General features: G+C 39.6%; 14 protein-coding genes. 10 read left to right on the plus strand and 4 right to left on the minus strand.

Annotated elements, in window-relative coordinates; genetic code table 11:
• Positions 1-3 precede the first annotated feature (3 nt).
• Genes DPV81_RS05835 through ndk form a run of 4 tightly spaced genes read left to right on the plus strand, consistent with a single transcriptional unit; the run spans position 4 to position 4,117 of the window.
• On the plus strand, positions 4-927 hold the full coding sequence (locus tag DPV81_RS05835) for a glycosyltransferase family 2 protein (protein ID WP_111387238.1): 924 nt from the start codon (positions 4-6) through the stop codon (positions 925-927).
• A 1-nt stretch (position 928) separates the two neighbouring features.
• On the plus strand, positions 929-2,347 hold the full coding sequence (gene wbaP / locus DPV81_RS05840; protein WP_111387240.1) for an undecaprenyl-phosphate galactose phosphotransferase WbaP: 1,419 nt from the start codon (positions 929-931) through the stop codon (positions 2,345-2,347).
• Between the two features lie 38 nt (positions 2,348-2,385).
• Positions 2,386-3,687, plus strand: coding sequence for an aminopeptidase PepB (gene pepB / locus DPV81_RS05845; RefSeq protein ID WP_111387242.1), 1,302 nt, complete (start codon positions 2,386-2,388; stop codon positions 3,685-3,687).
• A gap of 10 nt (positions 3,688-3,697) precedes the next feature.
• Positions 3,698-4,117: a nucleoside-diphosphate kinase gene (gene ndk / locus DPV81_RS05850; RefSeq protein ID WP_111387244.1), complete on the plus strand. Its 420-nt coding sequence runs from the start codon at positions 3,698-3,700 to the stop codon at positions 4,115-4,117.
• 49 nt (positions 4,118-4,166) lie between these two features.
• Here ndk and DPV81_RS05855 read toward each other — a convergent pair whose 3' ends face one another.
• From DPV81_RS05855 to DPV81_RS05870, 4 genes are all read right to left on the minus strand, one after another.
• Positions 4,167-4,898 carry an ABC transporter ATP-binding protein gene (locus DPV81_RS05855; RefSeq protein ID WP_111387246.1) on the minus strand — a complete coding sequence of 244 codons (732 nt, stop codon included), beginning with the start codon at positions 4,896-4,898 and terminating at the stop codon, positions 4,167-4,169.
• A complete protein-coding gene (locus DPV81_RS05860; protein WP_111387248.1) occupies positions 4,891-5,868 on the minus strand; it encodes a FecCD family ABC transporter permease in 978 nt (325 codons plus the stop codon). The genes DPV81_RS05855 and DPV81_RS05860 overlap by 8 nt, the downstream gene beginning before the upstream one ends.
• Before the next feature lie 228 nt (positions 5,869-6,096).
• Positions 6,097-6,882, minus strand: coding sequence for a substrate-binding domain-containing protein (locus tag DPV81_RS05865; protein WP_111387250.1), 786 nt, complete (start codon positions 6,880-6,882; stop codon positions 6,097-6,099).
• Between the two features lie 73 nt (positions 6,883-6,955).
• Entirely contained in the window at positions 6,956-8,878 is a 1,923-nt protein-coding gene (locus tag DPV81_RS05870) for a TonB-dependent receptor plug domain-containing protein (protein ID WP_111387252.1), read from the minus strand.
• 227 nt (positions 8,879-9,105) lie between these two features.
• On the opposite strand from DPV81_RS05870, the gene glyQ reads away from it, so the two are divergent.
• Genes glyQ through DPV81_RS05900 form a run of 6 tightly spaced genes read left to right on the plus strand, consistent with a single transcriptional unit; the run spans position 9,106 to position 13,103 of the window.
• The gene (glyQ, locus tag DPV81_RS05875; RefSeq protein ID WP_005695296.1) at positions 9,106-10,014 is read left to right on the plus strand and encodes a glycine--tRNA ligase subunit alpha; all 909 of its coding nucleotides are present in this window, start codon (positions 9,106-9,108) and stop codon (positions 10,012-10,014) included.
• Positions 10,015-10,067: 53 nt separating this feature from the next.
• Positions 10,068-10,718: an FABP family protein gene (locus DPV81_RS05880; protein ID WP_049371715.1), complete on the plus strand. Its 651-nt coding sequence runs from the start codon at positions 10,068-10,070 to the stop codon at positions 10,716-10,718.
• Positions 10,718-10,975: a hypothetical protein gene (locus tag DPV81_RS05885; RefSeq protein ID WP_111387254.1), complete on the plus strand. Its 258-nt coding sequence runs from the start codon at positions 10,718-10,720 to the stop codon at positions 10,973-10,975. Before DPV81_RS05880 ends, DPV81_RS05885 begins: the two co-directional genes overlap by 1 nt.
• 4 nt (positions 10,976-10,979) lie before the next feature.
• The gene (locus tag DPV81_RS05890) at positions 10,980-11,426 is read left to right on the plus strand and encodes a hypothetical protein (RefSeq protein ID WP_111387256.1); all 447 of its coding nucleotides are present in this window, start codon (positions 10,980-10,982) and stop codon (positions 11,424-11,426) included.
• Positions 11,427-11,466: 40 nt separating this feature from the next.
• Positions 11,467-12,732, plus strand: a complete 1,266-nt coding sequence (locus DPV81_RS05895; protein WP_111387258.1) for a histidine-type phosphatase — start codon at positions 11,467-11,469, stop codon at positions 12,730-12,732.
• Positions 12,733-12,737: 5 nt separating this feature from the next.
• Positions 12,738-13,103 (plus strand): endonuclease domain-containing protein, encoded by a 366-nt coding sequence (locus DPV81_RS05900; RefSeq protein ID WP_111387260.1) that lies wholly within the window; start codon positions 12,738-12,740, stop codon positions 13,101-13,103.
• Positions 13,104-13,336 lie beyond the last annotated feature (233 nt).

Genomic DNA, 13,336 nt, shown 5'->3' on the forward strand with positions numbered 1-13,336 from the left:
AAAATGGCCGCTCTTCAATTTGTATTATGTGTACCAACTTATAACGCGGGTAATAAATGGCAAGATTGGATCGTTGCCTATCAATCCCAATCCTTAAAAGCTGATAAAGTAATTGTGATTGATTCTTCCTCTTCTGATAATACGGTAAAATTAGCGGAAGAAGCAGGATTTTCAATCTATTCTATTCCGCAATCCGCCTTTAACCATGGTGGAACTCGTAATCAAGCGGTTGAATTTGGCAAAAGTTTTACTGATGTAGTGGTATTTATGACTCAAGATGCAATTTTAGCTTCATCAGATTCGTTAGCGAATTTGCTTGCTCCCTTTGTAGATCCTGAAGTGGCTGCTGTTTGTGGACGACAGTTGCCACATCATGATGCAACACTGTTAGCCGCTCATGCCCGCTATTTTAATTATCCGTCTGAATCAAAAGTTAAATCACAGGTAGATATTTCTACACTTGGAATAAAAGTAGCATTTATGTCAAATTCTTTTGCTGCCTATCGTCTATCAGTTTTTGAGGAATTAGGTGGATTCCCGGATAACACTATTCTAGCGGAAGATATGTATTTAACGGCAAAAATGATTTTATCGGGATATAAAGTTGCTTACTGCGCTGAGGCAACAGTATTTCACAGTCATAACTATACACTAAAACAAGAATTCCAACGTTATTTTGATACAGGTGTATTTCAGCAAGAACAGAAATGGATTCAACAAAAATTTGGTAAGGCTGCTTCTGAGGGGAAAAGATTTGTATTGTCAGAATTAAAGTTTTTATCTATAAAGTCACCGCATTTAATTCCTAAGGCAATACTATCTACATTGGCTAAATTAATTGGTTTTAAATTAGGTTATTATTACTATATGTTGCCTTATAAGTGGTGTAAGGCACTTAGTATGCATAAAGGATATTGGAATAAGTAACATGAATAGAGCCAATTTTATTAAGTTTTTTCAAATTTCTATAGATTTTTTTTCTTTTGCGATTTCTATTTTTTTATCATCTTTCTTTTTGCTTGAAATTAGTGGGCGAGATGAACAATATTTTCCTGTCGAGCAGCTTTCCTCTTTTATTCTTATACATTGTCTTATGGGAGTCTGCTGTGTTATTTGGTTTTGGATTCGTTTGCGTCATTATACCTATCGCAAGCCATTTTGGTTTGAGCTAAAAGAAATATTTAGAACATTATTAATTATTTTTGTTATTGAGCTGGCTATAGTTGCTTTTTCCCGTCTTTATGTTTCTCGTTATTTTTGGTCTGTAACTTGGCTTTTGGTTTTTACTTTAGTTCCATTGGGACGAATTTCAATCAAAAATTTACTTATTAAATTAGGGTGGTATTTAAAAGAAACTATCATTATTGGAAATGGCAAGAATGCGAAAGAAGTATTTGATGCATTAAATAATGAACCATATTTAGGATTTGATATTAAGTTGTTTATAACTACTGAAGAATATAAGTCAGAGTTTATTGAAGGTGTGCCAGTAATGCGCCATAACCCTGAGTTATTGATCAAACTGGTTTCTCCAGAGTTCACGCAGTTTATTCTTGCTGTAGATGAGGAAAATAAAGTAAAACAAGATTTCTGGTTGCGTTATTTAATTCGAAAAGGTTGTCGTTCAATATCAGTTATTCCTGATTTCCGAGGTATTCCACTTTATGGTACGGATATGTCTTTTTTGTTTAGCCATGAAATGGTACTGTTTCGAGTAAATAATAACTTAGCAAAACGGTCTTCTCGATTTATTAAAAGAGTCTTTGATATATTGGGTGCCTCTTTTCTTTTGATTTTTTTATTTCCATTATGTATCCCATTGTATTTTCTTATTAAGAAAGATGGTGGAAAACTAATTTATGGGCATTCAAGAATTGGTCAAAATAAAAAAGAATTCAAATGTTTGAAGTTTAGAACTATGGTAAATAACTCTGATGAAGTTTTAGAAAGAATTTTAGCAACGGATAAAGATGCTCGTTTAGAATGGGAAAAAGATTTTAAACTTAAAAATGATCCTCGTATTACACCAATTGGAAGATGGCTAAGAGCAAGAAGTCTAGATGAACTGCCACAGCTTTGGAATGTTCTTAAAGGTGAAATGAGTTTGGTGGGCCCTAGACCAATAGTGAAAGAGGAGTTGCTTTATTACCAGGATGATGTTGACTATTATCTTATGGCAAAACCTGGAATGACAGGTTTGTGGCAGGTTAGTGGACGAAATAACGTAAGTTACGATACTCGAGTCTATTTTGATACCTGGTATGCTAAAAACTGGTCTTTATGGAATGATATCGTGATTCTATTTAAAACATTTAAAGTTGTATGGAAGAAGACCGGAGCTTATTAGCAAAGTAACTTATGCAATAAATAAAGGAGAAGAACCACATGCAAATTACATTATCAACGGCTCCCGCTTCGGAGAGTTGGGGCAAAAATGCCATTTTAAGTTTTAATCAAGATCAAGCTGTTATTCATCTTAAAGATGATGAAAAATCGAACCTTGTTTTAGTTCAAAAAGCCGCACGTAAGTTACGTGGACAAGGCATTAAAGACGTTGAACTTGTAGGTGATGCATGGGCGTTAGAAAATTGCTGGGCATTTTATCAAGGTTTTTACTCGGCGAAGCAAGATTATTCGATTGAATTTCCTCATTTAGATGACGAGCCACAAGATGAATTATTGGCTCGTATTGAATGTGGTGATTTTGTGCGTGGCATTATTAATGAACCGGCACAAACCCTTACCCCGGTTAAATTAGCAGAACGCGCAGCTGATTTTATTTCTAAACAAGCCGAAAATTATGCCGATAAAAGTGCGGTCAGTTTTCAAATCATTTCTGGCGAAGCGTTAAAAGAGCAAGGCTACCACGGGATCTTTACGGTGGGGCGTGGTTCTATTAATCCACCAACTATGTTGCAATTAGATTTTAACCCGACTAATGATCCAAATGCGCCGGTATTAGCGTGTTTAGTCGGCAAAGGTATTACTTTTGATAGTGGCGGTTATAGCATCAAACCAAGTGATGGCATGAGCACTATGCGTACAGATATGGGCGGCGCAGCGTTATTAACGGGGGCATTAGGATTTGCCATTGCGCACGGTTTAAATCAACGTGTAAAACTCTATCTATGCTGTGCAGAAAACTTGGTGAGCGGAAATGCGTTTAAATTAGGGGATATCATCACATATAAAAATGGTGTAACCGCGGAAATTTTAAATACTGATGCGGAAGGCCGTTTGGTATTGGCGGATGGCTTAATTGAAGCCGATAGTCAAAACCCACAATTTATTGTTGATTGTGCAACCTTAACGGGAGCGGCGAAAGTTGCAGTCGGTAATGATTACCACAGCGTGCTTTCTATGGATGATGCGTTGGTAAATAGCTTATTCCAAGCTGCCAAAGAAGAAAATGAACCGTTCTGGCGTTTGCCTTTTGAAGCGTTCCATCGTAGCCAAATTACTTCTTCTTTTGCAGATATTGCAAATACAGGCACTGCGCCAGTTGTGGCGGGGGCGAGTACTGCAACGGCATTTTTATCGTATTTTGTGAAAAACTATCAACAAGGTTGGTTGCATATTGATTGTTCGGCCACTTATCGTAAATCAGGTAGTGATTTATGGGCGGTTGGTGCAACCGGAATTGGTGTAAAAACTTTAGCAAATTTATTAGTAACGAAAGCAAGTTAAGTAGGATTTTATGGTAGAACGTACTTTTTCGATTATCAAACCCGATGCAGTAAAGCGTCATTTAATTGGTGCTATTTTAGGGCGTTTTGAATCTCAGGGATTCCGTGTCGTTGCCCTTAAAATGGTGCAATTAACCAAAGAACAAGCGGAAGGTTTCTATGCAGAACATCAAGGTAAACCATTTTTTGATCCGTTGGTGGAGTATATGCTCTCTGGCCCGATGGTGGTTTCTGTGTTGGAAAAAGAAAATGCCGTGAAAGATTACCGCACTTTGATTGGTGCAACGAATCCAGCTGAGGCGGCAGAAGGCACTATCCGTAAAGACTTCGCGTTAAGCCAGCGTGAAAACTCTGTCCATGGTTCTGATAGCGTTGAAAGCGCAAAACGAGAAATTGCTTATTTCTTCGTAGATTCAGAAATCCAACCGTAATTCATTTCTATAAAAAAAGCACTTAGTGAATATCTAAGTGCTTTTATTTTTATTGCTTTTCAATTTTTGAGATAGCCTTTTCCAGAGGATCAATCTCAGCACGAATATGAAAGGCTTTCGCCAAATTTTCCGCATTTAACACGGCTTGAGTTTCACCGACTGCTAACAATTTGCCTTGTTCTAATAGAATAATTTCATCACAAAATTGATAAGCCAACGACAGGTGATGAATTGCGACGATGCATGTGTGTTGTGGTGTGAGTGATTTAAGTTGTTCCATCATATCAATTTGATAATAAGGGTCGAGTGGCGCAATCGGCTCATCGACCAATAAAACAGGGGATTCTTTAATACAGCAACGAGCGAGTTGTACGCGTGCTTTTTCGCCACCAGAAAGTTTTTGAAATGGCTTATCGAGTAAATGCGTTACCGCAAATTTTTCTGAAAACGCTTGAATTTTTGACCGCTCTTTTTCTTTTGGTAACGGAGCTGCTAAGCCTAACGCAATCACATCATAAACGGATAAATCCCAATGAATTTGCGTATTTTGTGCAAGGTAAGCAATGTGTTGGCTTTTTTCAGTTGCATTCATTTGGCTTAATGGCTGATTATCAAACCAAACTTCTCCTTGTTTGAGGGGCAAGATACCCGCAATAGTTTTTAATAATGTGGATTTCCCCGCACCATTGGCACCCATGATGCCGATCAATTTACCTGATGGAAGCGTACAGTTGATGTCATTTAAGCAATAGGATTGGGTGAGTTTTTCAATTCTAATCATAGATTTTTCTCTGTTGCGTTAATAGCATCCAAATCAAGCAAGGGGCACCGATAAGTGCGGTCAATGTACCGATGTAAATATGGGAAAACAGTGGGATATATAAAATCGCTAAATCGGCCAGTAACAGCAATAATGCCCCAATTAACGCACTCGTAAGGTAAAGCTGTGATGGGCACGCTTTCAGTAAAATACGGGCGAAGTGTGGCGCGATTAAGCCGATAAAGCCAATAGTACCGGTTTGCGGAATGGTCGCACCGACTAATAAGGCCACACCAAAGGTACTGATGAAAAAGCTACGTTTCGGATCCACGCCCATGGTGCTTGCTGTTTCTTCACCAAAGGTGAGTAAATCTAAGTATCGGCGAGTGTGGTATAAGCAGAAAACCCCTGCCAGAACAATCGGGAGTGAAATAAGCAAAGTATTTAATTTTGCCCACATCAATGAGCCTTGTAGCCAACGATAAAGTTCAGCTAGTGCCCATGGACTTTCAGCGTTGGAGAGTAATAATGCAATTGCTGAACCAAGCAACATATTGACCGCTAAGCCGCTTAGAATCATCATTGTGGTGCCGTAGTTTTTGGCGATCAAATACACGATGAAAAAGCTTAAAAGCGCACCAATCACACCACCAGCTAAGAGCAGTGAAAATGGCACGGCAAAATAATAGAGGATAAATACACTAGCCGCTGTGGCTCCAGAACTACTGCCGAGTAAGCCCGGACTCGCTAATGGATTTTGGAAAATACCTTGCATCGCATTGCCCGCTATCGCTAGGCTAGCGCCCGTCAATAAAGCTAAACCAATGCGCGGAAAACGAATATCCCACAGTACCATCGAGCGCATATCGGTGAGCACGCCATCCGCATTTTTGAGATGGGCGAAATCGCCGAGCTGATGATAAATCGCAAAGCCGCTAATCAGCAGCAACGCGAAGAAAAGTGCGGTATTTAATTTTAGTGTTTTGGTCAATGATCAATTTCCTATGTAATCCAAATATCATTTGTTAATTTGATTTTGTCAAATCTCCCCTAACCCCTCTTTGCTAAAGAGGGGGATTATAGTGTCAAGATTTATAATTCTGATGTTTTCTTCTAATCATTTATACATAAAGACATATAAATATGTCATCTAGAGTTAATTTAATAATGGAATTCCCCTCTTTAGCAAAGAGGGGGTAGGGGAGATTTGTCAGCTACATTATTTTAATTGTTGATAAATCTTCTCCGCCCCTTGCCACACACCGTGATCAAAGCAATAGGTATATTTCATCGGGATGCTTACAAGCGGTTGGTTTTTGAAAAAATCTTGCAACATAGGGTGGTGCAGTAATTCAGCCTGTGCATTGTAACCTTGTTTGTCAGTCAGTGAAATGAGCACATTCGGTTGGCTTAAAATCACTTTTTCTAACGAGAAATTTTGTGCGGTAAGGGGTGTTTTTAACGGTGTTAATCCGAGTAAATTTAACAGCACAGGATATTGCGGATAATAACTCTCTACCACACCAGTTTCTGACAAAATCAGTGTATCAGTAAGCGGTCGATTTAAGTGAAAGTTTTGCGATTTGAGTTTTGTTACTAAATCAGCCGCCTTTTGCTCATTACCTAGTTGTTTGCCTAAGTCTAGAATCAGCGCAAATAATTCATCTGGCGTTTGCGGGCTGTCGTTAATGGGAATAATCTTCACACCAAGTTTTTTCAGTTCTGCGACTAATTGGGGATAAAAGGTTTCGTTAATTAGAATGGTTTTATCCAAATAGGGCAATAATTCCGTTAATTGCGGTTCCAGAATAGGTTTATCGGTATTAATTTTATCCAACATCATCAACGGATTTTTCGAATAAGGCGACTGCGCGGCAATTTGCGAAGACTCTGCCAGTTCAATAAGTAGTCTGTCGCTGCAAAGCGTAAGCGAGACAAATTGTTCCGAAGCCTGAGCGGTAAACGGAAGGAAAAGTGCGGTTAAAATTAAGCGAGTTTTTTGCATAGGGTTAATGATACGCTACGCCATCAAGAATGTAAAAAGGCGTGCTAAGCACGCCCTTATAGGTAAGGAAGAATTAGAACGATCCTTTTAACCCAACGTAAACATTACGTCCTTCTTGACCATAGCCCAGTACGTTTTCATATTTTTTATTGAATACGTTGTTAAGGTTCGCATAAATCGTCAAGCTATCCGCCACTTTATAGTTCAGGCCTAAGTTTGCCAAGGTGTAAGATGGCAATTTCACTTTATGTGTTGTGTAGGTCGGAGAATAGTAGGTATCCATGCGTTTGCCTGTGTAAGATACATTTACATCCGCACCCAATTTTTCAGTGATTTGGTATGCTAAGCCCGCGTTCGCCAAATGTTTTGGACGACGTGCTAATTCAGCGCCTTTGCTGTCTCGAGTTTGAGTGTAAGTGTAGTTGGCATAAGCAGTTAATGCATCGGTGATTTTACCGTTGTAAGCCACTTCAACACCTTTCACTTTGCTCTTACCTTCAAGGTTTACGGCACGGCTTGCATAAGTGGTAAAGTTGATTACTTCGCTGCTAATCGCATTTTTCACGTTGCGAGCGAAATAAGTCACATCAAAGCTATGACGACCATCATTGGTTTCAAATAAGAAACCAACATCGCCGCCTAAACTTTTCTCTGGTTGTAAATTCGGGTTGCCGATATAGCGCGCGTTGTAACCGTAATATTCAGTGATCGTCGGATTTTGAATCGCTGAACCAAAACTGGCGTGTGCTTTCACGTTATTGTGTAAACGGTAAGCACCAGCAATACGGCCAGTCCATGAGTTTTCATATTCAGAGCTGTCAGTGTAACGACCGCTAATATTTAAGCTATGATCTGCATCGTGCAATAAGCGATATTCTGCCGCTAAGCTTTTCTCAACAAGTTTTTTATTGCCAGCATTGTTGAAATAAGACGAGTTGAAATCTGTTTTTTGATAGTCAGTTAAGAAGCTTAAACCTTGCGTGAGGGGGCCTTCACGATCGAAATTGACGTCTAATTGATAGTTTGCGTTGAGTTTTTTCGCATCGTAAGCTGATGCGTAGCCAACGGTATCGCTGTCAGTTTTGAGATGGCTTACCCCAACTTTGTGTTTAAGCAATTCATCATCGTTACCTAAGAAACCACTTAATTTGAATAAGGTGTCACGTGTGCGAGTGTAGTGGCCTTTTTCATCCGTTGCGCTGTTATCAAAGTTAGCAGTTTGGCTGCTGTGAGAGGTTAAGAAATCGAAACCTTTTTGGTTATCGTCATAGCCGAAACGAAGAGAAGCGTTATCACGATGGAATTTATCGCGTTCGCTTGAGCCACCGGTACTTACCGCTGTGCCATCTTGCGCAGTGTAGTTAAAGCGGTTTTTGCTGAGTGCTGAAATGCCTTTGGTGTGGTGACTGTCACCATGTAAAGCATAATAGAAATTGTTGTTTGAGCCTGAAAGGGTTAATGAACCATCTACCGTACGATTCGAGCCTGTGCCAAAATCGTAATCGACGTTGAAGGTTTTGCCTTTTTCTAAGCCTTTCTTCGTGGTGATATAAATCACACCACCCATCGCATCACTTCCCCAAAGGGCAGATTGCTCGCCGCGTAATACTTCGATGCGGTCAATGTTGCTTAATGCTAAGCCACCGAAATCAAAGCCATAACCAGAAACAGGGTTCACTTTCACGCCATCAATAATTACGGCAGTGTGGTTTGCATCTGCACCACGTAAGAATACATTGGTTAAGGTACCACGACCGCCCGACGCGCTTACCGCTAAACTCGGTACAGTTTTCAACACATCACTGACATAAGTCGCACCACGTTGTGCAAAATCTTTTTCGGTTAAAACGGTAACAGATGAAGCTGTTTGATGAAGGCTAGTTGGGGTAGCTGAGGCAGAATAGACGTTAATCACATCTAATTTTGCCACGTCTTCAGCTACCGCTAATGCTGGAATTGCTAATAAAATCGCTGAAGTAATCACATTTTTTTTCATTTTAAAATCCCTAGGATAAAAGTCTGTATAAAAGCGCCAGCAGTTTACACATTTGAGGCCTGGCAAGCAAATCTCTCATGATGAAAATAACTCATCATCAAAATGAATGAAATTTAAGAGAAATAAAAAATTTAAGGATTTTTCTGACCGCACTTTTTCGCCTTTATCCGCCTTATAGTTTCAAGTATAATGCCTGTATTTTTCATCACATTGTTATTAAAAAAATTATGAGTACAAAATTCAACGTAAAAACATTCCAAGGCATGATTTTAGCCTTGCAAGAATATTGGGCAAATCAAGGTTGTACCGTTGTTCAACCTTTTGATATGGAAGTGGGCGCAGGGACTTCTCACCCGATGACTGCATTACGCGCGTTAGGCCCAGAGCCGATGGCATTTGCTTATGTGCAACCTTCACGTCGTCCAACCGATGGTCGCTATGGCGAAAACCCGAACCGTTTACAACATTACTATCAATTCCAAGTGGTGATTAAACCCTCTCCAGATAATATTCAAGAACTCTATTTAGGTTCCCTTGAAATGCTCGGTTTTGATCCAACACAAAACGACATCCGTTTCGTGGAAGATAACTGGGAAAACCCAACCTTAGGGGCTTGGGGTTTAGGCTGGGAAGTGTGGCTAAACGGTATGGAAGTGACCCAATTTACTTATTTCCAACAAGTGGGTGGCTTAGAATGTAAACCCGTAACAGGTGAAGTAACTTACGGTTTAGAGCGTTTAGCCATGTACATTCAAGGCGTGGATTCTGTGTATGACTTAGTTTGGTCTGACGGCCCGCTTGGCAAAACCACTTACGGTGATGTATTCCACCAAAATGAAGTAGAGCAATCAACTTATAACTTTGAATACGCAGATACCGATTTCTTATTCTACTGCTTCGATCAATACGAAAAAGAAGCGAAAAGTTTATTAGAATTAGAACGTCCGTTACCATTACCGGCTTACGAGCGCATTTTAAAAGCGGCACACAGCTTCAACTTGTTAGATGCACGTAAGGCGATTTCGGTCACAGAGCGTCAACGCTACATTTTACGTATTCGCGCGCTCACTAAAGGCGTGGCGGAAGCTTATTATGCCAGCCGTGAAGCCTTAGGTTTCCCTGGTTGTAAAAAATAAAGCGAAAAACGACCGTACTTTAAGCATTAACCCAACGATATAAGGAGAAAATGATGAAAGATTTTCAATACCCAGACGATATCTACACGGAAGCAGAAACTGATCCTAATACACTCGCGAATTTAGGCCCATTAGCTAGATTAGCGGGTGTTTGGGAAGGTAAGCGTGGTGTGGATATCAACCCGAAAGCAGAAGGGCCAGAAAAAGATCCTTATATCGAACGTTACGAAGCCCATCCAACGGATGCGCAAACCAATGGTCCGCAACTCTATTATGGATTACGCTATCACACCCATATTGTACAACCAGGCGAAGTGGAGACGTTTCACGATCAAGTGGGCTATTGGTTATGGGAGCCTGAAACAGGCAATATTTTATTAACAGGTAGCATTCCACGTGGCCAAACGTTTATTGCTGTCGGTAATGCACCGGCTGATGCGAAAGAGTTTACGGTAAAAGCAGTACGTGGTTCACTAACAAACGGTATTATTTCGAATCCGTTCTTAGAGCGTTCATTTACCACGGAAAGTTTTGAAATGACGGTAAAATTTCATGATGATGGCTCTTGGTCATATGATCAAACCACAACCATGATTATCCCGAATTATGATGCGCCATTTGAACATCGCGATCGTAACCGTTTAACGAAAATTGCTGACCCGAAATTAAATCCAACTGCGGCAGCAGAACAAGGAGGTGAATAATGAAACCTATCCTTTATTATGCAGCAGATTGCCCTGATACTGTGCCATTTGTGGCAGAGTTAAAACGCTTGGGCGTGGATTATGAGGCAGTGGAAGTACTATCTTCCATCCCGAATTTGAAACAATGGTTGCGTTTGCGTGATCGTCATGCCGCATTTGATGATGCAAAAGCACAAGGCTATGCGGGCTTTCCGGCATTATTGTTAGATGATGACCGTGTTATTTTAGATGAATCCAAATTAAAAGAGATTTTTTAAAGTAATGAAGAAAGTCAGTTTTTTGCAATTTTTATTTAGCATTGGTGATGACTATTTAATGTTTTTGCGAAATTTAACACCCGCTGTGTTGTTTTTATCACTCGCGTTATTTATGTATTCTGAGCTGAATTGGACACATTGGGCGTGGAGTAATGTTCTCGTGCTGTTTTTAAGTTTGGCTTCAGGATTTATTGCACTCAGCGTCATGGCAATAAATACTGTCGCTTTCGTACGCGAGATGCTGAAAACCTTAAGAACACTAGGCGGAGAGAGCGAACTTGATGAAAATATTGGTACGCTCGCATTATTTAAAATGCTCTGGGTGGAGAGCAACAGTAAACAACTAATCTTTTTTGCGGTAGTCAATATTGTTGCAGTATTTATGGTGTTAGTTTACGGCACCAAATATGCCTTGAATTTTTATAGCTCAATTTCAACATTAAATGATTAAGTCTTAAAGGCATAATAGAAAGTTAGGTTAAGTCTCGAATATGAAAAAAACAGCCCTAAAACTCACCGCACTTTTACTTGGCTCAGCTTTAGCAAGTAGTGCGTTTGCAACAGAAAATGGTCAAATTTCCTCAAGTTCTGATTATGAATTAGAGAAAGTATTGATTTTCAGCCGGCACGGATTGCGTTCACCAGTGGAAAAAGATCCGCAAGAAATGGCAAAATATTCTCCGTATGCATGGGCAAAATGGGATGTGCCATCAGGTTATCTCACGGCAAAAGGGACCGTATTAGAAACCTATTTCGGCCAATATTTAGGGCAATGGCTTGCGGGTAAAGGATTATTAACGACAGAGCGTTGTGCATCGGGTGAAGGTATTTTCGCTTATGCGAATGCAGTACAACGCACAGTTGCAACGGGGCAAGCGATTGTGGCAGGTGCTTTTGCCGGATGTAATGTGCAATTACAACATCGTGGAGAAATTGGTTCAGAAAAAGATCCAATTTTTACGACAAAAGTCCACAACCCAAGTAAAGCCTTAATCGAATTAGCAAAAAATAATGTAGATTTAACCGCTTTACAGAAAAAATTAGCGTCAAATTATGCACTGTTAAGTGAAATCATTGATTACAAAAATTCACCAAACTGTTTGCAAAAAGGCGAATGTGATTTAGGTGGAAAAGTCGGTGAGTACAGTATTAAAGACGGCAAGTCAGTCAAAATTACTGGCTCTATCAGCACTGGAAAGAAAATTGTCAGTGCATTATTGCTCGCGCATTATGTAGGCAAGCCTGATTCAGAAATCGCAAACGGTCGCGTGGATAGCCAAGAAAAATGGCGTGCAATTAACGAAATTAAAAACGAATATTACCGCACGTTATTTAAAAACAACGAAGCGCTGGCACAAAATGCATCATACCCGTTATTGGCATTTATTCAGCAACAGCTAAACAGCGAAAACAAAATTAACTTATTGGTTGGACACGATTCTAATATCGTCGCTCTGCTGGCTGCACTAGGTGTTGAGCCTTATGAATTGAATGATTCATTGGAAAATATCCCAATTGGCGGAAAACTGATGTTTGAAGTGTGGAAACATAAGCCAAGTGGCAAATTGAAATTTAAGTTGGATTATGTTTATCAAACCACCGACCAGCTGATTAATATCACGCCATTAAGTTTGGCGACACCACCAAACCAGACAGCATTAACCCTCAAAGGCTGTGAAAAAGATGAACATGGTTTTTGTGATTATGAGCAGTTTCAAAAGGTGTTGAGTGAAGGGATTGAGAACGGTAAGAAATAGCGTTCATGCAACCCTATGAAAAATACTTAAAAGAGAATTCGCAAAAATTGCGAGTGGATCAAACGGATGCGGAAAGAAAGCTATGGCAACGCATCAATCGAGATCAATTATTAGGATTTCGATTTAATCGACAAAAGCCACTTTTAAGTTATATCGTTGATTTTTATTGTGCGAAAGCAAAGCTGATTATCGAATTAGACGGTAGTCAGCACTATGAACCTGATTATCAGGAAAAAGATGCATTGCGAGATGCAGAATTAAATTCACTTGGTTTTACGGTGATGCGATTTAGCAATGATGAAGTAATGCGTGAAATTGAAAGTGTAGTAGAGCAGATTTATTTGTTTTTAGAGAATGTAAGGGCTGATTGAGTATGAGGTTGGATTAACTTCTGACAAATCTCCCCTAACCCCTCTTTGCTAAAGAGGGGAATTCTTTAGTAAATTGATTGTAACTGGCCCATTTACATTTTTAATTTCAATAGAGATTAAAATATCTGCTTTAAAAAACGTTAAAGTAGAACATAAATATTTAACTCTCCAAAGATCCAATCCCCTCTTTAGCAAAGAGGGGTTAGGGGAGATTTGGCAGAAGTGATAACGAA

Origin of the sequence: Haemophilus parainfluenzae (assembly GCF_003252795.1) — a bacterium.
Lineage (GTDB): Bacteria > Pseudomonadota > Gammaproteobacteria > Enterobacterales > Pasteurellaceae > Haemophilus_D > Haemophilus_D parainfluenzae_K.